Source organism: Mucilaginibacter sp. (genome assembly GCF_028288205.1).
Classification (GTDB): domain Bacteria; phylum Bacteroidota; class Bacteroidia; order Sphingobacteriales; family Sphingobacteriaceae; genus Mucilaginibacter.
Map to the genome: position 1 here is coordinate 25,730 of NZ_JAQBOD010000066.1, position 20,552 is coordinate 46,281.

Here is a 20,552-nt window from a genome sequence, read left to right on the forward strand (position 1 = left end):
GTAAATATTTAATTAGGTTTAGACTTATATATCCTTCATTTAAGCATTGACGCTTGAATGGGCATTTAGTTTTTGTACTTTTATAAAAGCTACCTAACCAAATGATAAAACGTAAAAGCGGGGAATTTTTAGAATTTATAAAATCTGAACAAGCCAGCGGTGTAATACTAATTATATGTGTAATTATTTCTTTAATCATTGCCAATTCATCAGTTAGCCAGGGTTTCACAAAACTGTTATCATTTAAAGTTGGTTATGAATCTCCCCAAATTCAATTAGAGTATTCTTTATTAAACTGGATCAATGATGGCTTAATGGCAGTTTTCTTTTTCCTGATAGGTTTGGAAATTAAAAATGAGATTATCGGCGGGCACTTATCTAACTTTAAAATTGCCGCGGTACCCATATTTGCCGCGATAGGCGGGGCCATGGTGCCGGCAGTAATATTCTTCGCATTAAATTATGGCACTAATACCGGCGCAGGCTGGGCAATACCAATGGCTACTGATATAGCATTTGCATTGGGCGTTTTGGCCCTTTTAGGAAAATTGGTACCACCCGCGCTTAAAGTTTTATTATCAACCCTGGCGGTTGTTGATGATCTGCTGGCTATAGTAATCATCGCTATATTTTATTCAACCACATTGCACTGGCTCTATTTATTGGTAAGCTTGGGTATATTCCTGTTATTACTGTCGATGAATAAATTGGGCGTAAAGCATTTGGTCTTTTATATTATCCCGGGGATAGCATTATGGTATTTTATACACCACTCGGGTGTACATGCCACTATTGCAGGCGTATTAACAGCATTTACTATACCTATAAGTTCTAAAAAAGGCCCGGTATTAGAAAAACTGGCACACCAATTAACTACCCCGGTAAACTTTTTTATAATGCCGCTTTTTGCGCTGGCCAATACAAACATTCATTTTGAAGTTAATATGGTTAACGGCGTTATCAGTGTATTAGGTTTAGGGATTATTTTAGGATTGCTGATTGGTAAACCGGTTGGGGTAATGCTTTTTGCCTGGCTTTCGGTTAAATTTAAAATAGGCTCATTACCTGAATTAATAACCTGGCGGCATATTACAGGCATGGGTTTATTAGCCGGTATAGGCTTTACCATGTCTATATTTATCTCTTTATTATCCTTCGGTAACTCAATTTATAACATTGAGGCAAAGTTTGCTATTTTGATAGCATCTGTTATTGCAGGCATAGCCGGGTTTATCTACTTAAAAAGCGTACTGGCCATAAACAACAAGTCCCGCGGTTAAGCAGGATCTATAATATTTTAGAAAAGACTTACGAAGTTTTGAAAACTTCGTAAGTCTTTTATTTTTTAGCTCCAAAGATTGGCCGGATATGTTCCGTTTGCTACCAGTTCCGAAATTGATTTTTGCACAATAGGCTTATCCTCTTTATAAGTAACACCAAACCATTTTGACGCGGTAGGTATTACCTTAAACGATGCTGTACCGCTTTTAATCAGTTTATCAGCAACTAAGGGAATAAAAAATTCTGCTTTAGGGTTATGTTCGTTTGCTTCAACAAATTCTCTGAACATTTGCTCGCTTTGTTTAAATACAGCCGGTGTAAATCCCCAGAAATTCATAGATACACGGGTATCATTTGGCAGAGGGTGTTCGCCTGTGGCATCTTTATAAGCCACGCTGCCACCATCGGTAAAATAAACTTCGGTGCGTTCATTTACTTCCGTCATGTTACCATTGGCATCAACCTCGCATACACCGCGCGATACCGAACCATAATCAGACAAGGTTTTATCTATCTGGTAACCTACCAATGAATATTGCGTATCCGATGCTTCGGTAGTTAAAAACTTAACCATCTTTTCAAATGCATCATAACCATAGTAATCATCAGCATTAATTACGCAAAAAGGCTCATGTACCTGATTACGGGCAGCCAATACAGCATGCGCGGTTCCCCATGGTTTAGCACGCTCAATAGTTTTATCTATCCCAAAAGGTTTCAGGTCAAAGCTTTGAAAAACATAATCTGTTTCAACCTTGCCCTTTAATTTAGGTTCGAATATGGCTTTAAAAGAGTCTACAAATTCTTCGCGTATAATGAAGCTTATTTTTCCAAATCCGGCCTTAATGGCATCATGAATAGAATAATCTATAATGGTTTCTCCGTTAGGTCCAAATCCGTCAATTTGCTTCATGCTTCCGTAACGGCTGGCCATACCGGCGGCCAGTATTAATAGTGTTGGTTTCATAGTTTAATTAAAGAGGTGCTAAATAATTTTGTCAATATCCCGGGGAATTATTACCCACGGATATTTCAACATCATTTTTAAGAAAATGTTTATTTAATATACCGGAAATCTTGTCCTGATTTGATATTTAGTAATACTTCATAAATCAGCCTGATCACGTTATCAGCATCTTCCTTATGTACCATTTCTACAGTGGTGTGCATATAGCGCAAACATAAAGAGATCAATGCAGATGGTACACCATCGTTAGAGTAGGCAAAAGCATCAGTATCAGTACCTGTTGAACGTGATGAAGCCTGGCGCTGGAAAGGGATACCCTCTTTTTCGGCTGTATCTATCAATAGCTTATTCAGGTTATTTTGTACCGCGGGCGCGTATGATACAACCGGACCGCGACCGCAAGCCAGGTCGCCTTGGGTTATCTTACTTATCATTGGCGTTTGAGTATCATGCGTAACATCGGTAACAATAGCTACGTTTGGTTTAATACGATGTGCTATCATTTCGGCACCGCGCAAGCCAATTTCTTCCTGTACAGCATTTACTATGTATAAGCCAAAAGGCAATTTCTTTTTATTTTCTTTAAGCAGGCGGGCAACTTCGGCAATCATAAAACCACCTACACGGTTATCTAAAGCGCGGCCAACGTAGTAGCGGTCATTCAATACAATGAATTCATCCTCATAAGTAATAACACAACCTACGTGAATACCCAATTTTTCAACTTCGTCTTTTGTGGTGCAGCCGCAATCTAAAAAAATGTTTTTAAGTGATGGCGCCTCTTCTTTTTCGCCAGCCAGGCGGGTATGTATAGCCGGCCAGCCAAATACAGCTTTTACAACCCCTTTATCAGTATGAATATTAACCCTTTTTGAAGGAGCTATCTGATGATCTGAACCGCCGTTACGGATAACATATATTAAACCATCGCTGGTAATATAATTTACAAACCATGAAATCTCATCGGCATGCGCCTCTATAACTACCTTATATTCGGCCTTGGGGTTAATAATTGCTACTGCTGTACCATAATTATCAACGTAATGATCGTCAACATACGGTTTAATATAATCCAGCCATAGCTGCTGGCCCTTCCACTCAAAACCGGTAGGCGAGGCATTATTGATATATTTTTCAAGAAAAGACAGGGAAGCATCTGTTACTATAGCAACGTGTTCTTTTTTATCTGATTTTTTTTTAGACATAGCTTTATGTTTTCAGCCGTTTTTATTAGCTATCGCAAATATAGTAATTGAGGTAAAAGGTTAAAGGATAAAGGCAAAAGGTTTTTTTGGTATCGATATAATGTTTAAGCCTTAATCTTTCAGCTTTTGCTTAAATGGTTTTTTCCATAACCTCATAATCTATCCCATTTTGTGTATACCTGGTACCGGTGCCTGCAAAACCGTATCGTGAATAAAATCCCATTGCCGTTACACGTGAGTTGCACCATATCCGTTTAGCACCTTCGGCTATGGCAAAATCCTCTATATAATTTAACAGGGTTTTTCCAATTCCCATATTTTGCATATCAATATCTACCGCAAATTTGCGAAACTGAAAATCGGTTCCTTGCTGAAATAAAGAAACTACGCCCACCAAACTATCCCCTTTAAATGCCCCAAAATGATAACCGAGGTTATCTTCCTCCATTTCCATTTCGTAAAGCTTTTTGTTGGGATACATAACCCGCCGCCGCAAGCGCCAGGTTAGTTCGGGGCGGATTTGTTCGATAGTTATCATGAGATAAAAGGTGAAAGGACAAAGGTTTTACAAACTATGCAAAGCATAGGACCGTGCGATTCCCTCCCTCGGGAGGGGCAGGGAGGGGTTTCGTTAACTATCCAATAAACTCGCATCAAATTCCTTAGGCAATTTTATAGAAGGATTACTTTTTATAATGTCAACAAGTATACCTTCAATACCTCGCAGAACATTCATCATATCATTTTTAACTTCCGATTCTGAAAATCTAATAAACCTTACCCCTAATTTTTCCAATTTCTTTTGTCGGATCTCATCTTTTGCAAATGTCTCTTCATTATTATGAGACATTCCATCTATTTCTATAGCTAATAACAACTCTTTACAGTAAAAATCGACTATGTAATTGTCGATGCAGCGTTGCCTATCAAAATCAAATCCAAAAAGTTTATTTCTTTTCAGTTCGTTCCAAAGCAAAACCTCGCCATAGGTCATGTCTTTTCTAAGCTTGTTAGCGAGACGTTTTAGATTAGAGTTATATGGAATTATTTTGACCATTTTTCTTTATCGCTTTATTAAACCCCTCCCTTCCCCTCCCAAGGGAGGGAATCGCACTAGGCCGGGCTTTTTAAGTCTTTAACCTTAAAGAGGTATATTCCCATGCTTTTTCCTCGGGTTATTAACTACTTTATTCTCCAGCATTTTAAAGGCGTGGATAAGTTTTAGCCGGGTTTCCGCGGGTTCTATCACCTCATCAATAAAGCCGCGTTCGGCAGCGCGGTAGGGGTTTGCAAAGATGTCTGAATATAGTTGTTCCTTTTCTTTCCATTTGGCTTCTTTATCTTCGGCAGAGATTATTTCGCGCTTGAAAATAATTTCGGCAGCGCCTTTAGCACCCATTACCGCAATTTCGGCAGATGGCCATGCAAAGTTCATATCGGCACCAATGTGTTTGGAGTTCATTACATCGTAAGCGCCGCCATAAGCCTTACGGGTAATAACCGTAATACGTGGAACGGTAGCTTCACAAAATGCATAAAGTAACTTAGCTCCATTGGTAATAATGGCATTCCATTCCTGGTCTGTACCCGGTAAAAAGCCCGGTACATCTTCTAATACTAATAGCGGAATATTAAAGCTATCGCAAAAGCGCACAAAGCGCGCGCCTTTGGTAGATGAATTAATATCCAACACTCCTGCCAAAAAAGCAGGCTGATTAGCTATAATACCAATGCTGCGCCCGGCTAATCTGGCAAAGCCTACAACAATATTTTCGGCAAAGTCTTTATGCACCTCTAAGAACGAATCGGTGTCAATTAAATGATTAATAACCTCGCGCACATCATAGGGCTGTGATGTTGCTTGTGGTAATATAGTACCCAGTTCGGGGCGTAATTCGTTTTGGGGTTCGTAGGGTAATGCCGGCGCTTTATCCTCGCAGTTTTGCGGCATATAGCTTAAGAGGCTTTTAACATTTTTGATAGCTTCTATCTCATTCGCACAGGCAAAATGCGTGACGCCCGATTTACTGGCATGCGTATTTGCTCCGCCCAGTTCTTCGGAAGTAACTACCTCGTGCGTAACGGTCTTTACCACGTTGGGCCCGGTAACAAACATGTACGAGGTATGCTCAACCATCAAAATAAAATCGGTAATAGCAGGTGAATACACTGCACCACCCGCGCACGGACCCATAATGGCCGATATTTGCGGCACCACGCCTGATGCCATGGTATTGCGGTAAAAAATATCAGCATAGCCGCCTAATGATACTACACCCTCCTGTATACGCGCGCCGCCCGAATCATTCAAACCAACAACCGGGGCACCGTTTTTAATAGCCAGCTCCATTATCTTGCATATTTTTTCGGCATGGGTTTCAGAAAGTGAGCCGCCAAAAACGGTAAAATCCTGCGAGAAAACATAGATCAATCTGCCGTTCACAGTTCCGTAACCGGTTACAACCCCGTCGCCGGGATACTTCTCCTTTTCCATACCAAAGTCGGTAGACCGATGCGTAACCAGCATACCAATTTCCTGAAAAGAACCTTCGTCCATTAAAAAGTGTAAGCGTTCGCGAGCGGTAAGCTTACCTTTTTTATGCTGGCTTTCAATACGGACCTCACCGCCGCCGGCCAGGGCCTGTTCGCGTTTATGTTTTAATTGCTTTATTTTATTATCCACAATGCAGGTTTGAAAAATGTAAGATGATAAAAATAGCAATTAAAATATTAGCCTTTTACTTTCCTGTGGCGTTTGTTCGCAATATTTCTTCTACATTTGCGCCAATGCATACCAAGAATATTAGAAAATATATAAGCCTGTTATTTATGTTCGTCTTTTTTGCAAAGATGGCAGTATCGGTTATTCCTGTATTTTCATTTCTTGATGCCCGGATCGCTTCAAAAGTAATTTTGCAACTTGAGCAAGAAACCAAATCAGAAAAAAATGATCCTGAAAAAGATGCTTTTAAAGAAAAGAAAGTATTTGATGAGCATCTGTTTGCATTTTTCCATTATGATCCTTTTTTGGTTGAAACCAATTACCTGCATAATTTAGAACATACGCTGTTGGTTCAGCTTTATCACCCTGTGGTACCCACGCCCCCTCCAAACGTTTAGATGAATATCCGGGCCCTGATCCGGACTAAATTTCAATTCATTTAATTTTTTAATTCAAACTATTCTATATGCATTTAAAGCAAGATGGGACAGCTATGGGCAGTCTTAATCTCAAAAAATATTTTTTGCCAAAAAATCTTAAAAAAGATCTTCCTTCAAGTATTGTTGTTTTTTTAGTTGCGCTCCCGCTGTGCCTGGGCATAGCGTTGGCCTCGGGCGCACCGCTGTTCTCGGGTTTATTAACCGGAATTATTGGCGGTGTAGTGGTTGGTATGCTAAGCGGCTCTCAGTTAAGCGTTGCCGGCCCGGCCGCGGGGTTAACCGTAATTGTGTTAAACGCAATTACCGGGCTTGGCTCGTTCGAGTTATTTTTATTGAGCGTAGTATTAGCCGGTGTTATGCAAATAACACTGGGCATTATTAAAGCCGGAACTATAGGTAACTATTTTCCATCGGCAGTAATAGAAGGGATGCTTGCCGCTATCGGCATAATTCTTATTATGAAACAGTTTCCGCATGCTGTTGGCTATGACGCTAATTTTGAAGGCGATGAAGGTTTTAGCCAAATAGACAAGCACAATACGTTCTCGGGAGTTTTGGGGGCATTAGCTAAAATAAACTATGGCGCCGTTATTATCAGTTCCATATCACTTTTGTTAATGATTTATTGGCCCAGGTTTAAAAAACTGGCTATGGTGCCCGCGCCATTATTGGTTGTACTTTCCGGAGTAGCTTTAAGCTTTTTATTTACCGATACCGATTTTGCGTTAAAAGGGAAACAACTGGTAAACATACCCGTAGTTGGTAATGCCACCGAGTTTTTTGGCCTGTTTAAAACGGCTGATTTTTCGGCAATTGGTAATAAGGATGTTTGGATAACCGCCTTTACCATAGCTGTAGTGGCCAGTTTAGAAACCTTGTTAAGCCTGGAAGCTGCCGATAAGATAGACCCCATAAAAAGGATATCGCCTACCAATCGCGAACTGGTTGCACAGGGTGCAGGCAATATAATAAGCGGCTTGCTTGGCGGGCTACCTATGACGGCGGTAATAGTCCGTTCATCAGCAAATGTTAACGCGGGCGCACGTACAAAAATGAGCGCTATTATACATGGTGTATTATTGTTGTTATCACTATTGTTAATCCCGGGGCTTATAAATTATATACCGCTGTCATGCCTGGCTGCTATCCTGTTGGTTACCGGCTACAAGCTGGCTCGCATAAGCTTGTTTAAACATATGTGGCATAAAGGGCTGTCGCAATTTATTCCTTTTGTGGTAACTATTGCTGCAGTGGTATTAACAGACCTGTTAATTGGTGTAGGCATAGGTATGCTGGTAGGTATATTTTATATACTGCGTACCAACATGCGTAATCCTTATTTTTATCATATTGAGGATAGCGAGAACAAAAAGATAATTCGCATAAAGCTTGCCGAAGAAGTCTCTTTTTTAAACAAAGCAGCCATTCAGATAACACTCACCAGTTTACCTAAGGAAACAGAAGTAATAATTGATGGCTCTAATTCCAGGTATATAGATCCGGATGTGCTGGAGATCATCAACAACTATAAGCAAAACGCTTACACTAAAGGCATCATTGTAGAACTGGTTGCTATAAAAGACCATTACGATGTGCCTAAACTTAAAGAATTAATTTATCACACTAATTAATTACGATCATGAAAAACGAAATTCAAAAAAACGAAATAATTGATCCGGTTACTAAAACCGGTAAAGTACACCTTACCCAAAAAGAAAGCTATAACGCTTTATTATCCGGCAACCGCGAATGGGTAAATGCAAGATTAAAGGATGACCCGGAATACTTTAAAAAATTATCAAAGGGCCAAAGTCCCGAGGTATTGTGGATTGGCTGCTCAGATAGCCGCGTGCCTGCTAATGAGGTAACCAATACCAAACCGGGCGAAGTATTTGTACATCGTAACATAGCCAACGTGTGCGCACACTCAGATATGAACATGCTAAGTGTGTTAGATTATGCGGTTAACGTATTAAAAGTTAAACACATTATAGTTGCGGGCCATTACAATTGCGGCGGCGTAGCAGCGGCATTAAGCAATAAGCAATTTGGTTTAATTGACAATTGGTTAAGACATATTAAGGATGTATATCGCCTGCACAGCCATGAGCTTGACCGCATAACAGACCAGGAACATAAAATTAATCGCCTGGTTGAGTTGAATGTTGTTGAACAAGCCTACAATTTGTGTAAAACAACTATTATACAAAATGCCTGGAAAGAACGCGACGATCTGGAAGTACATGGCTGGGTAGTAGATATTAATACAGGATTAGTTAAAGATTTGAAGGTAACTAATAACGATTCGCAAAATTTAGGTTATGTATATGAATTAGAAATGGAGGCGGTGGCCGCCCATTAATTTAATAGCAACTTATAGCATCCTATTGTAATCCCGGTTTCATATAAATGTAACCGGGATTTTTTTACCGCATAACCATGAATATAATTTATATTTTTATGCCGTAATGTCTACAAAACTTAATCATATTCATGTGCGCTAAAAAAGACACCATAGATAGTAGCTTATATAATGGCCTGCTGGAAGGAAACAAACAGTTTGTTAAAGACACATTAGCTCTTGATCCTGAATACTTTGTAAACCTTGCAAAAGGGCAGACCCCACCAGTTTTATGGATAGGTTGTGCTGATAGTCGTGTACCGGCCAACCAGATAACCAACACCAAACCGGGCGAAATATTTGTGCACCGTAATATTGCCAATATGGTTATTCATACCGATATGAATATGCTTTCGGTGCTGGATTATGCAGTAAATGTGCTGGAAGTAAAACATGTAATAGTAACCGGCCATTACGGCTGCGGTGGTGTAATAGCCGCCATGACCAACCAGGAATATGGCTTAATAGATAACTGGCTGCGCCACATTAAAGACGTATATCGCTTGCATGCAAATGAGCTGGATATTATAAAAGATGATGTAGAAAGATCAGACCGTTTGGTTGAATATAATGTTATCGAAAACGTACACAATCTATGTAAAACATCCATCGTGCAAAATGCATGGCTTAAGGGCCAACCGCTTGGTGTACATGGCTGGGTGTATAGCTTGAATACAGGTATAATAACCGATATGAAAGTTAGCGCTTATGATAACGCTAATATGGATAATGTATTTAGGTTTAAGTAGGCCCCTGCCCCCTTGTGTAAGTAATAGCCCATTAGTTGACATTATTGATCCTTATATCAACAACATACCCTGCCGGATAGTAGCGGTTATTACATATAAAAAAAGGTAATGTAGTGTTTCACAAAATAATGAAACACATGAAACACTCTTTCAGGTTAACCTATTGATATATAGTATTTTGACAAAATGAGTGAAACACTTTGAAACAGTACAAAAGCTTTAGGTAAAATAGCATAAATGACTTATAATAAGATTTTTATGCTGTTTTATGGATTTTTGCAAATTTAGAGTGAAACACCTGATGTGAAACACTTTTTTTGCACCCCTTTAGGGGGTTGGAGAGCTCAAAAATGGGTATCTGTAATCCTTCGGCGGATCAAAAGTTTCTTTAATAGTTCTTGGTGATACCCAGCGCAACAGGTTGATCATTGACCCGGCTTTATCATTGGTGCCAGAGCCCCTTGCACCGCCAAATGGCTGCTGACCAACAACCGCGCCGGTTGGTTTGTCATTAATATAGAAGTTACCTGCCGCGTTACGTAAATGGTGCGTTGCTTTCGCGATTGCATAGCGGTCTTGTGATATGATACTGCCTGTTAGCGCGTAAATGGATGTTTTATCTACAACGTCTAATATCTCATCAAATTTATCGTCTTCATAAACATAAACCGTTAATACAGGGCCAAACAACTCTGCGCACATGGTTACATAAAACGGATCATTTACTTTAATTACTGTAGGCTCAATAAACCAGCCATGGGTTTTATCATAATTACCGCCGGCAACTATTTCAACACTATCATCTGCTTTGGCATCGTCAATATATTTTGCCAGTTTATCAAATGAAACCTCGCTGATAACCGCGTTAATAAAATTCTGAAAATCTTCTACCGGGCCCATTTTAAAGGTGGCCATTTCACGCTGCATGGTTTCTTTTATAGCCGGCCATAACGATGCCGGTATGTAGGCTCTTGAAGCTGCAGAACATTTTTGCCCCTGGTATTCAAATGCGCCACGCAAAAGTGCTGTACTAACTACATCGGCATCAGCGCTTGGGTGTGCCAATACAAAGTCTTTACCCCCTGTTTCGCCAACTATGCGCGGGTACGTTTTGTATTTGTGTATGTTGGTGCCAATGGTTTGCCATATGTTTTGGAACACGGCGGTCGAGCCTGTAAAGTGTATGCCCGCAAAATCAGGATGATTAAATATTACATCACCTGCAACAGGACCATCAACATAAATTAAATTGATAACACCCGGCGGCACTCCTGCCTCCAGGAAGACCTGCATCAACACGTTTGCCGCGTATATTTGGGTATAGGCGGGTTTCCAAACCACTACATTACCCATCATAGCTGCTGATGTTGGCAGGTTACCGGCAATAGCAGTAAAGTTAAATGGAGTTAACGCGAATATAAATCCTTCCAGCGGGCGCTGCTCCACACGGTTCCAAACTCCTTTGGGCGATATAGGCGGCTGCTGCCGGTATATCTCGGTCATATAATTCACATTAAAGCGCAAAAAGTCTATCAGTTCACAAGCCCCGTCAATCTCGGCCTGGTAAGCGTTTTTTGATTGACCTAACATGGTAGCCGCGTTTATCTTTGCACGGTATGGGCCGGCAAGCAAATCGGCAGCCTTTAAAAATATGGAGGCACGTTGCTCCCAGGCCAGGTTTTCCCAATCTGCTTTTGCAGCTAAGGCAGCATCAATAGCTTGTTCTACCGTGCTTTTATCACCTTCAAAAAAATTAGCCAGTAAATGTTTATGATCATGTGGCGGACGGATCTCCATCCTTTTGCCGGTATGTACCTGCTTAGCGCCAATGTACATAGGTATATCAATTTTATATGCGCGAGCTTCATCCAAAGCTACTTTAAGCGCTGCCCGTTCCAAACTGCGGGGGCCGTAATTTAATACAGGCTCGTTTTGCGGTATCGGAACATTAAAAAATCCTTTAAGCATAATGGTCAGTTAATGTTATGCCAAAGATACAGATAATGTGCAGATGTGCAGATATGCAGATGTGCAAATTACGGGTGGGTGACAGTGAGACAGAAATGCGGATAAGCTGATCTATTTACTTAAAAATATAACGTACCGATAATGTGCAGATGTGCAAATTACGGTGGGTGGCAGTGAGACAGAAATATGGATTAGTAGATCTATTTACTTAAAAATATAACGTACCGCTACTCCAACCGATTGAAACTTAGGATTAGTTTGCGAACCCATAGTAAGGCGCGGCGAATAATTAACCGCTGCCTCTACATTATGATTTAGTTGCACCCCGGCCTGGAAAGGGATATTAACAAGAAAAGGTGAATATTTAATACTGTAATCTGTTGCAGGAGTTAATGTATAAGGTGCAAACGAGGTTATAGTATAATAATCAGTCTCATTGGTTTGATATATAGAAAGGTTAAAAGCCATGCCCGCACCTATAAATAATTTAAATGAATTTGAATTATAGATATTATAAATAACCTGGGGTGTAAACGCCATAGAAAAAGCAGTATACCTGTAAGTATTATTATCTATTGTATTAACACCGTTTGGACTATAAGAAAAAGTATAGCTCGGCTTTAAATAAGAAAAAGACAGTTCGCCCCTTAATACAAACTTTTGTACAGTAGGATCATGCATCAAACTAACACCCACACTAATTCTGGGAGAAATATCGGTACTTTTAATGTCGTTTATACGGCCCAGCACATTATAAGCTTTTGAAAATACAGCAGCCACTGATGCTCCGGCATAAAACTGGTAAGTAGCTTCTGTATATTCTTTATCAGGAACATCATCATTAATTATATGTAAAGCGTCTTCCAGCGATGCTAATGTAAATTCAGTACTTTCAAGGGCCAGTAATTTCTTATTATTGCCCGTGTTGTACCGGTAATAAGTTTCTTTAAGCTTACCGGTAAAGCCTGTGGCTGTTAACTCAACCGGCAAAGCATTTTTTTCCTTTAAAAAATAGCGGGTCTTTTTATCATCTTTATTAAAGTATAAGGTAGCGTTGGTTCCTTTAAGTCTTTGCTCTAAAAATATCTGCACTTCTTTATCATTATCACTTACGCGGCCCTCATAACTTACATAAGCATAAAAAGGAGCAATATAAAATGCTTTTATATCCGCGGGGGTGCATAAAATTGCTTCTTTAGTTTCTTTTGTTCTTTTAAATAGAATGGTTTGAAAGGTATACGCAGGGTTTTTATATTCGATAAATCCACGTATGGTATCATTGGTTTTTTTGTCAACAATAAATCCGTTTTGGTAGTTTGATTGCGCGGCAGCATTAAATGCTATAAATAGCAATACAAAGTTCAGGAAGTATTTCATAGTGGTGGTTAGGATTGGTTAGTGCTAATGTAAGTCTTTAATAATAATTAATAAAGATCTTTTACCCTTATCTGCAATAAAACAATCACCATATTAACTATTCTTTATCTTTTCCAAACTAAAAAAACCTTATAGCTGTTAAACAGACATATGCAGGTAGAAATATTAGGAAATGCCGATACCGTAACTGAGCAAAATGGCGCGTTAGTTGTTAAAACCCCACAAGCCCAGGCGCGGGTTATGGTTTATAGCCCAACTATTATCCGGATTTGTATCAGTAAAAATTTTGATGAAGCAGACAGTTCATTCGCCGTAATAGAAAAACCACTTGATAAATTTACTTATCAGAAATTAACTGATACTATCGAAGTATCTACATCGGCACTAAAGCTGGTCATCAATAAAAATCCGTTACGTTTTAATTTTTATACAGCCGATGGAAACGCGTTAAGCGGGGATGATGCGCGTTTCGGTACCACCTGGCAGGCAGAACGGGTAATAAACTACCGCAAATTATATGCGGATGAAAAGTTTATCGGCCTGGGCGAAAAGGCCGGCGACCTTAATCGCCGTGGCTGCAACTATGTAAACTGGAACACAGATGCCGCCATGCATACCATTACTACTGATCCTTTATATAAGACCTTCCCGTTTTTTATCGGCTTGCATAGCGGCCTTACTTATGGTTTGTTTTTTGATAATACCCATAAAAGCTATTTTGATTTTGGTGCTACTACCGATGAGCAAATGAGCTGGTTTGGTGCCGATGGCGGCGACATGAATTATTATTTTTTTGGCGCGCAAAGCATTCGAAACATTTTAGAAGATTATACCTGGCTAACCGGGCGCATGGAAATGCCGCCGTTGTGGAGCCTGGGCTATCAGCAATGCCGCTGGAGCTATATGAGCGCTAATGAGGTATTAGCTATTGCCCGCAAATTCAGGGAGAAGAACATCCCGGCCGATGTTATATATTGTGATATTGATTACATGGACGGGTTTAAAATATTCACCTGGAACAAAGAAACCTTTCCTGATCCGAAAGGAATGATTGCCGAACTGAAAGCAATTAATTTTCGCCTGGTTACTATTGTTGATCCGGGCATTAAGATTGACGAAGAATATGCGGAATATAAAGAAGGCGTAGCCAATAACTATTTTGCCACCTACCCTAACGGCGAACTATTTACCGCCAGCGTTTGGCCCGGCCGCTGCCATTTCCCTGATTTTTTAAATGAAGAGGTGCGAGAATGGTGGGGAGTATCCTTTAAAGCGCTTACCGGCCCGGGTGTTGAGGGTTTTTGGAACGACATGAATGAGCCTGCAGCCTGGGGGCAAAACATGCCGTGGCTTGTAAAATTTGGCGAGAAGTTTATGCCCGAAATACGAAATGTGTATGGCATGCAAATGGCACGAGCCACTTATAATGGCACTAAACGCATTTTAAACAACAAGCGCCCATTTATACTCACCCGTGCTGCTTATGCCGGCACACAGCGCTATTCGGCCGTGTGGACGGGTGATAATGCTGCTACAGATGAGCATATGCTGTTTGGCCAGCGTTTGGTAAATAGTTTGGGGTTGACGGGCATGTCATTAACAGGTGTGGATATTGGCGGCTTTATGGGCAACCCAACGCCTGAGTTAATGGTACGATGGAACTCGTTGGGTGTATATACCCCAATGTTTCGTAATCATGCCGCAAAAGGCATGGTAATGCGTGAGCCATGGCAATGGGGCGAGGAAAATGAGCAGGTTATTAAAAAAGATATTGAGCAGCGCTATAAGTTACTGCCTTATATCTATTCGGGCTTTTACCAGTCTGCCCAAACCGGTTTACCTTTAAGCCGCACACTGGCTATTGACTATACCGCTGATGAAAATATTTTTGATGTTAAATATCAGAACCAGTTTTTATTTGGCGATTCGATATTAGTAGCGCCGGTTATAAGTACGGCAGAAACCGTTGATGTTTATTTACCTGCTGGCGATTGGTATCGTTTAAGCAGCGACGAAAAATATACAGGCAAACAGGTTATAAATGTGCAATGCCCGTTAACAGATTTGCCGGTATTTGTAAAAGCAGGAGGTATTATCCCCATGCAAAGCATCATACAGAGCACCAATGAGCAAGGCGATGGCTTATTGTTTATCCATATCTGGAACGGTAGCCAATCCAATGAATTTATTTATTATGAGGATGACGGCACATCTTACGATTACCAGAAAGGGGCCTACTATAAACGCACTATAGTTTTTGATCCGCAGAAAAAAGAGATAATATTTTCTGCTGTTGAGGGGATTTATCAGTCTAAGTACTCAAAGGTTGAGGTTGTTTGGCATGGATTTGAAGAAGGAGTTTTAGGTAGTGAATTTGAGAATGGCAGTGAGATTATTAGTATAACCTACTAATTAAGCGTCATTGCGAGGAACGAAGCAATCTCTGCACTTGCTAATCAGTCAGGAAAATATTTGTTTGAAGCATAAGAAAAACCGTACTCTTCTTGACTGTCCTATGTAGAGATTGCTTCGTTCCTCGCAATGACGCGGCGGTAAGCTATTGATTATCAATACAATTAAATTGTCATCTCGAACATAGGGAGAGATCTATACACGCGCTAAGCAGACGATTGAAATGTATAGATTTCTCGCTACCGCTCGAAATGACAATGCGTTTTATATAGTTTCCTTGTACCCAGGTGGAATACTCAGCAATGACGCGTGGGATGGATATAAAACAAAAAAGCCCTGTTCTGGTAAACCAGAACAGGGCTTTTACTAATATATTGAGAATTATTTATTGTCGTCTTTTACTTCTTCAAAATCAACGTCAGTTACGGTATCAGAGTGATCTTGCGGACCTGCTCCGGCACCCGCGTCAGCACCCGGTTGTTGTCCACCTTCTGCCGATGCTTTGTACATCTCTTCAGAGGCTGCGGTCCAGGCTGTGTTAAGCTCATTTTGAGCAACCTCTATGTCAGCCAGGTTTTTAGAAGCATAAGCTGCTTTTAATTTTGCTAAACCTTCTTCAATAGGTGCTTTTTTATCTGCTGATATTTTATCACCGTATTCTTTCAACTGTTTCTCGGTCGAGAAGATCAGGGCATCGGCGCTGTTCAGTTTTTCAACTTCTTCTTTTGCCGCTTTATCAGCATCCGCGTTAGCTTCAGCTTCGTCCTTCATTTTCTTTATTTCGGCATCAGTTAAACCAGATGACGCTTCAATACGGATCTTTTGCTCTTTACCGGTAGCTTTATCTTTAGCCGATACGTGTAATATACCATTGGCATCAATATCAAAAGTTACTTCAACCTGTGGTACGCCACGAGGTGCAGGCGGCAATCCATCTAAGTGGAAACGGCCAATGGTACGGTTACCTTGTGCCATAGGGCGCTCGCCTTGTAAAATATGTATCTCAACTGATGGCTGGTTATCAGACGCGGTAGAGAATGTTTCTGATTTCTTGGTAGGGATAGTTGTGTTTGCTTCTATCAGCCTGGTCATTACACCACCCATAGTTTCAATACCTAATGATAATGGGGTAACATCTAACAACAACACATCCTTAACTTCGCCGGTTAATACACCACCTTGAATAGCTGCACCAATAGCAACCACTTCATCAGGATTTACACCTTTTGATGGCGCTTTACCAAAGAATTTTTGTACTGCATCCTGTATAGCGGGGATACGTGTAGAACCACCCACCAAAATAACCTCGTCAATATCGCCAATGCTGTAACCTGCATTTTTCAAAGCAGTTTTACAAGGCTCAATAGTACGTTTGATCAAACTGTCGGCCAGCTGCTCAAATTTAGCACGGGTTAAAGTTTTAACAAGGTGCTTTGGCATGCCATCGGCAGCAGTAATGTATGGTAAGTTAATTTCTGTTTGTGCCGAGCTTGATAATTCAATTTTAGCTTTCTCTGCAGATTCTTTTAAACGTTGCAAAGCCATTGGATCTTTACGCAGATCAACACCTTCGTCGCTTTTAAATTCGTCTGCCATCCAGTCAATAATTACCTGGTCAAAGTCATCACCACCCAGGTGGGTATCACCATCGGTTGATTTTACTTCGAACACGCCATCACCTAACTCAAGGATAGAAACGTCATGTGTACCACCACCGCAATCAAATACGGCAATTTTCATATCCTTGTGTGCTTTGTCCAAACCATAAGCAAGGGCAGCAGCAGTAGGCTCGTTAATGATACGACGTACTTTTAAACCTGCAATTTCACCGGCTTCTTTAGTAGCCTGGCGCTGTGCATCATTAAAGTAAGCCGGCACGGTAATAACCGCTTCGGTAACTTCATGACCCAAAAAGTCTTCAGCAGTTTTCTTCATTTTCTGAAGGATCATTGCCGAAATTTCTTGCGGGGTGTATTTACGATCGCCAATTTCTACGCGTGGTGTATTATTGTCGCCTTTTACTACGGTATAAGGCATGCGGGCCGCTTCTTTAGTAACCTCATTAAACTGGTTACCCATAAAGCGCTTGATAGATGAAATAGTTTTTGTAGGATTTGTAATAGCCTGACGCTTGGCAGGATCTCCTACTTTACGCTCGCCGTTGTCGATAAAAGCCACTACTGACGGCGTAGTACGTTTTCCCTCGCTGTTTGCTATAACTACAGGCTCGTTACCTTCCATTACAGCTACGCAGGAGTTTGTTGTACCTAAGTCGATTCCAATTATTTTAGACATATGATTATAATTTCTTGATTGTTTATATTACCTGTTTAACAATGCTTGTGCCAATTTGGGTTTGGCAGAATTATTAGGGGTAAAAGGTAAATTATTAGGGGTAAAAGGCGAAAGGTGAAAGGTGAAAGGTATTAATTAGTCAGAAATGTGTGTAAAAACGGTGACAGGTTGGCAGAAAAACTTATGATATACCTTGCGCTCGTGTATCGCATTTGGAAATGCTAAACTACGTTAAGCACTTGTTGCAAACGAGCGCAAGGTATAGCGTTAACAAAAAAAGAGAATTAATTATTTGCTACCGTGTAGTTTCTGTTATCACGACGCAATAGCAAAAGGCACAACATGAATGCTTTCCGATTTCTTTTCTGCCACCCAAAGATCATATCCTTGCTGCATATTCATCCATAACTGTGGCGTTGTGTTTAATGCTTTTGATAAACGGATAGCCATCTCTGCACTAACACCCATATGGCCGTTAACCAATTGCGACAGTGTTTTACGGGCAACACCCAGTTTACTTGCCGCTTGTGTAATGGTTATTTCCATAGGTTCCAGGTAAAGTCCTTTTAATATCATCCCCGGGTGTGCCGGGGCCATGCCGCGCTTTATCATAATTTTATTTTTTAATGGTAATCAATATAATCTACATCGAAAGCATTTTCGTTTTCAAAACGAAATATCAGGCGGTAGTTCCCATTAATTTTAACCGCCCAAAATCCTGCCATGTTTCCTTTCAATATGTGCATATCTGAACCAGGGAAATTCATATCCTTTATATCTGCCGCGTTGTCAAGCAATGTCAAAATCATCCTGATCTTAAAGATTTGTGTGGAAGGTAATTTAGATGTATCATCCTTCTCCCATAATAACTTTAAACCTTTATGCTTAATACTTTCAATCATTAATACAAATGTAACGCATTACGTAACACGTGTCAAGCAATACACAAACAAAAAAACGCCCCACTCAACTAAGCAGGGCGTTTTTAATATAATTTTAAAGTCTCCCCTACCGGGGGAGATTTAGAGGGGGCTTATTCTCCTTTTTCTGCGTTTTCTTCGTCAGCAGCTGGTGCTTCCGGAGTTTCTTCGGCAGCTGGTGCTTCTGCTACTGCAGCATCTTCAACAGGCGCTTCTGCAACTTCAAATTCATCAGCAGGCGTTACTTCTGCGCTTGCAGCTGGTGCTGCTGTTACAGGGGCATCAGCTTTTGCTTTGCCGGAACCACCACGACGACGTGTTGATTTCTTGGCAGCTTGTGCAGCATCTGTACCGTAAACTGTGTTATAATCTACCAACTCTATAATTGCCATTTCGGCATTATCACCTAAACGATTTTGTAATTTAACGATACGAGTATAACCACCCGGGCGGTTAGCAATTTTCTCAGCAATTTCGCGGAACAAAATAGTTGTCGCGTCTTTATCCTGCAGGTAGCTAAATACGGTACGACGTGAGTGTGTAGTATCGTCTTTACCTTTAGTTAGGATAGGTTCTACATACACGCGTAAAGCTTTTGCTTTAGCTAAAGTAGTAGTGATACGCTTGTGTAAGATAAGCGATGTAGCCATGTTACTCAGCATCGCTTTGCGGTGACTGGTGGTGCGGCCTAAGTGGTTGTGTTTTTTACCGTGTCTCATTGTTTTGTTATTTGTGGCACGTGCATACCGTTGGGCGGCTTTTCAGTCAAGCCCGCGGAATTATGCAAATACTCCGTTAAAAATTTGCGTTTGGAGTTAGTGAGATCGCCTCACTATAACTACTCTTTGTTATAAATGATTAGAGGTTAAAGACTATTCAACTAATCTCTAACCTCTAACCACTAAAATTATTCTTCGTCTAATTTAAATTTCGACAGGTTCATACCAAAAGATAATCCTTTTGATTTAACCAGGTCCTGAATTTCAGTCAACGATTTTTTACCAAAGTTTCTGAATTTCAACATATCGGCTACATCGTAAGATACCAAATCAGCCAGGCTGCGGATATCAGCTGCTTTTAAGCAGTTTAATGCACGAACAGAAAGGTCAAGATCAACCAATTCAGTTTTAAGGATCTTACGCATGTGTAAAATTTCCTCGTCAACTTCTTTAGTTTCTTCTTTAGCTTGTGCTTCAAGCATCATGTTCTCGTCGCTAAACAACATAAAGTGCTGGATCAGGATCTTAGCAGCTTCTTTCAACGCGTCTTCAGGATGAATTGAACCATCAGTAGCAATGTCCAATACTAATTTCTCGTAATCGGTTTTTTGCTCTACACGATAGTTCTCGATAGTGTATTTTACGTTTTTGATTGGGGTGTAGATAGAATCAATAGCTATTACACCAACATTCGCATCCGGATTTTTATTTTCTTCGCTTGCAACATAACCACGACCTTTATTGATCGTAAATTCAATTTCAAGCGTTACTGATGAATCCATATTGCAGATAACCAAATCAGGATTTAAAACAGTAAAGTTGTTAGAAAATTTAGTTATATCACCGGCATTAAAAGTATCCTGACCGTTGATGATCACGAAAACTTTTTCACTGTCGCCAGACTCACCGGTCTTTTTAAACCTAACTTGTTTTAAGTTTAATATGATCTCGGTAACGTCTTCAACAACCCCTTTTATAGTTGAAAACTCATGCATTACGCCTGAGAAACGTACAGAAGTAATTGCATAACCTTCAAGCGATGAAAGTAATATACGACGTAGCGCATTACCAATGGTTATACCAAAGCCTGGTTCTA

18 protein-coding genes are annotated in these 20,552 nt (G+C 40.4%); 6 read left to right on the forward strand and 12 right to left on the reverse strand.

The genetic code is table 11. The annotated features are described in order from the left end of the window. Positions 1–101 precede the first annotated feature (101 nt). Positions 102–1,280: a Na+/H+ antiporter NhaA gene (nhaA, locus tag JWR23_RS17450; protein ID WP_299517760.1), complete on the forward strand. Its 1,179-nt coding sequence runs from the start codon at positions 102–104 to the stop codon at positions 1,278–1,280. Positions 1,281–1,345: 65 nt separating this feature from the next. Here nhaA and JWR23_RS17455 read toward each other — a convergent pair whose 3' ends face one another. The 5 genes from JWR23_RS17455 to JWR23_RS17475 form a co-directional block, all read right to left on the reverse strand. Continuing rightward, entirely contained in the window at positions 1,346–2,248 is a 903-nt protein-coding gene (locus tag JWR23_RS17455) for a sugar phosphate nucleotidyltransferase (protein WP_299517763.1), read from the reverse strand. Between the two features lie 89 nt (positions 2,249–2,337). Continuing rightward, complete coding sequence (locus tag JWR23_RS17460; RefSeq protein ID WP_299517765.1) at positions 2,338–3,453, reverse strand: M42 family metallopeptidase; 1,116 nt, start codon at positions 3,451–3,453, stop codon at positions 2,338–2,340. A gap of 130 nt (positions 3,454–3,583) precedes the next feature. Then, complete coding sequence (locus JWR23_RS17465) at positions 3,584–3,991, reverse strand: GNAT family N-acetyltransferase (RefSeq protein WP_299517768.1); 408 nt, start codon at positions 3,989–3,991, stop codon at positions 3,584–3,586. A gap of 93 nt (positions 3,992–4,084) precedes the next feature. Continuing rightward, a complete protein-coding gene (locus tag JWR23_RS17470) occupies positions 4,085–4,510 on the reverse strand; it encodes an endonuclease domain-containing protein (RefSeq protein WP_299517771.1) in 426 nt (141 codons plus the stop codon). A gap of 84 nt (positions 4,511–4,594) precedes the next feature. Continuing rightward, the gene (locus JWR23_RS17475; RefSeq protein WP_299517774.1) at positions 4,595–6,136 is read right to left on the reverse strand and encodes an acyl-CoA carboxylase subunit beta; all 1,542 of its coding nucleotides are present in this window, start codon (positions 6,134–6,136) and stop codon (positions 4,595–4,597) included. Between the two features lie 23 nt (positions 6,137–6,159). Between JWR23_RS17475 and JWR23_RS17480 the strand changes: the two genes are divergently transcribed. From JWR23_RS17480 to JWR23_RS17495, 4 genes are all read left to right on the forward strand, one after another. After that, positions 6,160–6,573, forward strand: coding sequence for a hypothetical protein (locus tag JWR23_RS17480; protein ID WP_299517776.1), 414 nt, complete (start codon positions 6,160–6,162; stop codon positions 6,571–6,573). Between the two features lie 68 nt (positions 6,574–6,641). Continuing rightward, positions 6,642–8,246 carry a SulP family inorganic anion transporter gene (locus JWR23_RS17485; protein WP_299517777.1) on the forward strand — a complete coding sequence of 535 codons (1,605 nt, stop codon included), beginning with the start codon at positions 6,642–6,644 and terminating at the stop codon, positions 8,244–8,246. 8 nt (positions 8,247–8,254) lie between these two features. Further along, positions 8,255–8,977 carry a carbonate dehydratase gene (can, locus tag JWR23_RS17490; protein ID WP_299517779.1) on the forward strand — a complete coding sequence of 241 codons (723 nt, stop codon included), beginning with the start codon at positions 8,255–8,257 and terminating at the stop codon, positions 8,975–8,977. 131 nt (positions 8,978–9,108) lie between these two features. Beyond that, positions 9,109–9,765, forward strand: a complete 657-nt coding sequence (locus JWR23_RS17495) for a carbonic anhydrase (RefSeq protein ID WP_299517783.1) — start codon at positions 9,109–9,111, stop codon at positions 9,763–9,765. Positions 9,766–10,092: 327 nt separating this feature from the next. On the opposite strand, the gene pruA is transcribed toward JWR23_RS17495, so the two are convergent. Together pruA and JWR23_RS17505 are read right to left on the reverse strand one after the other, a co-directional pair. Next, the gene (pruA, locus tag JWR23_RS17500; protein WP_299517785.1) at positions 10,093–11,733 is read right to left on the reverse strand and encodes an L-glutamate gamma-semialdehyde dehydrogenase; all 1,641 of its coding nucleotides are present in this window, start codon (positions 11,731–11,733) and stop codon (positions 10,093–10,095) included. A gap of 204 nt (positions 11,734–11,937) precedes the next feature. Then, complete coding sequence (locus tag JWR23_RS17505; RefSeq protein ID WP_299517786.1) at positions 11,938–13,110, reverse strand: hypothetical protein; 1,173 nt, start codon at positions 13,108–13,110, stop codon at positions 11,938–11,940. Between the two features lie 150 nt (positions 13,111–13,260). Between JWR23_RS17505 and JWR23_RS17510 the strand changes: the two genes are divergently transcribed. After that, the gene (locus JWR23_RS17510; protein ID WP_299517788.1) at positions 13,261–15,522 is read left to right on the forward strand and encodes a glycoside hydrolase family 31 protein; all 2,262 of its coding nucleotides are present in this window, start codon (positions 13,261–13,263) and stop codon (positions 15,520–15,522) included. 381 nt (positions 15,523–15,903) lie between these two features. Here JWR23_RS17510 and dnaK read toward each other — a convergent pair whose 3' ends face one another. The 5 genes from dnaK to JWR23_RS17535 all read right to left on the reverse strand — a co-directional run. Beyond that, positions 15,904–17,817 (reverse strand): molecular chaperone DnaK, encoded by a 1,914-nt coding sequence (gene dnaK, locus JWR23_RS17515; RefSeq protein ID WP_299517790.1) that lies wholly within the window; start codon positions 17,815–17,817, stop codon positions 15,904–15,906. Between the two features lie 315 nt (positions 17,818–18,132). Beyond that, the gene (locus tag JWR23_RS17520; RefSeq protein WP_299517792.1) at positions 18,133–18,429 is read right to left on the reverse strand and encodes a HigA family addiction module antitoxin; all 297 of its coding nucleotides are present in this window, start codon (positions 18,427–18,429) and stop codon (positions 18,133–18,135) included. Positions 18,430–18,440: 11 nt separating this feature from the next. Then, complete coding sequence (locus tag JWR23_RS17525) at positions 18,441–18,719, reverse strand: type II toxin-antitoxin system RelE/ParE family toxin (protein WP_299517795.1); 279 nt, start codon at positions 18,717–18,719, stop codon at positions 18,441–18,443. Between the two features lie 131 nt (positions 18,720–18,850). Beyond that, a complete protein-coding gene (gene rplQ / locus JWR23_RS17530; protein ID WP_299517798.1) occupies positions 18,851–19,456 on the reverse strand; it encodes a 50S ribosomal protein L17 in 606 nt (201 codons plus the stop codon). A 188-nt stretch (positions 19,457–19,644) separates the two neighbouring features. Further along, positions 19,645–20,552: DNA-directed RNA polymerase subunit alpha (locus JWR23_RS17535; RefSeq protein ID WP_299517800.1), on the reverse strand; the 908-nt coding region annotated here is incomplete at its 5' end.

Excerpts from the sequence above, each read along its gene's own strand:
- JWR23_RS17520 (WP_299517792.1), bottom strand. The coding sequence starts at position 18,429 with ATGATAAAGCGCGGCATGGCCCCGGCACACCCGGGGATGATATTAAAA.
- dnaK (WP_299517790.1), bottom strand. The coding sequence starts at position 17,817 with ATGTCTAAAATAATTGGAATCGACTTAGGTACAACAAACTCCTGCGTA.
- JWR23_RS17525 (WP_299517795.1), bottom strand. The coding sequence starts at position 18,719 with ATGATTGAAAGTATTAAGCATAAAGGTTTAAAGTTATTATGGGAGAAG.
- JWR23_RS17510 (WP_299517788.1), top strand. The coding sequence starts at position 13,261 with ATGCAGGTAGAAATATTAGGAAATGCCGATACCGTAACTGAGCAAAAT.
- JWR23_RS17505 (WP_299517786.1), bottom strand. The coding sequence starts at position 13,110 with ATGAAATACTTCCTGAACTTTGTATTGCTATTTATAGCATTTAATGCT.
- JWR23_RS17465 (WP_299517768.1), bottom strand. The coding sequence starts at position 3,991 with ATGATAACTATCGAACAAATCCGCCCCGAACTAACCTGGCGCTTGCGG.
- JWR23_RS17460 (WP_299517765.1), bottom strand. The coding sequence starts at position 3,453 with ATGTCTAAAAAAAAATCAGATAAAAAAGAACACGTTGCTATAGTAACA.
- JWR23_RS17495 (WP_299517783.1), top strand. The coding sequence starts at position 9,109 with ATGTGCGCTAAAAAAGACACCATAGATAGTAGCTTATATAATGGCCTG.
- JWR23_RS17485 (WP_299517777.1), top strand. The coding sequence starts at position 6,642 with ATGCATTTAAAGCAAGATGGGACAGCTATGGGCAGTCTTAATCTCAAA.
- JWR23_RS17480 (WP_299517776.1), top strand. The coding sequence starts at position 6,160 with ATGATAAAAATAGCAATTAAAATATTAGCCTTTTACTTTCCTGTGGCG.
- nhaA (WP_299517760.1), top strand. The coding sequence starts at position 102 with ATGATAAAACGTAAAAGCGGGGAATTTTTAGAATTTATAAAATCTGAA.
- rplQ (WP_299517798.1), bottom strand. The coding sequence starts at position 19,456 with ATGAGACACGGTAAAAAACACAACCACTTAGGCCGCACCACCAGTCAC.
- JWR23_RS17455 (WP_299517763.1), bottom strand. The coding sequence starts at position 2,248 with ATGAAACCAACACTATTAATACTGGCCGCCGGTATGGCCAGCCGTTAC.
- JWR23_RS17470 (WP_299517771.1), bottom strand. The coding sequence starts at position 4,510 with ATGGTCAAAATAATTCCATATAACTCTAATCTAAAACGTCTCGCTAAC.
- pruA (WP_299517785.1), bottom strand. The coding sequence starts at position 11,733 with ATGCTTAAAGGATTTTTTAATGTTCCGATACCGCAAAACGAGCCTGTA.
- can (WP_299517779.1), top strand. The coding sequence starts at position 8,255 with ATGAAAAACGAAATTCAAAAAAACGAAATAATTGATCCGGTTACTAAA.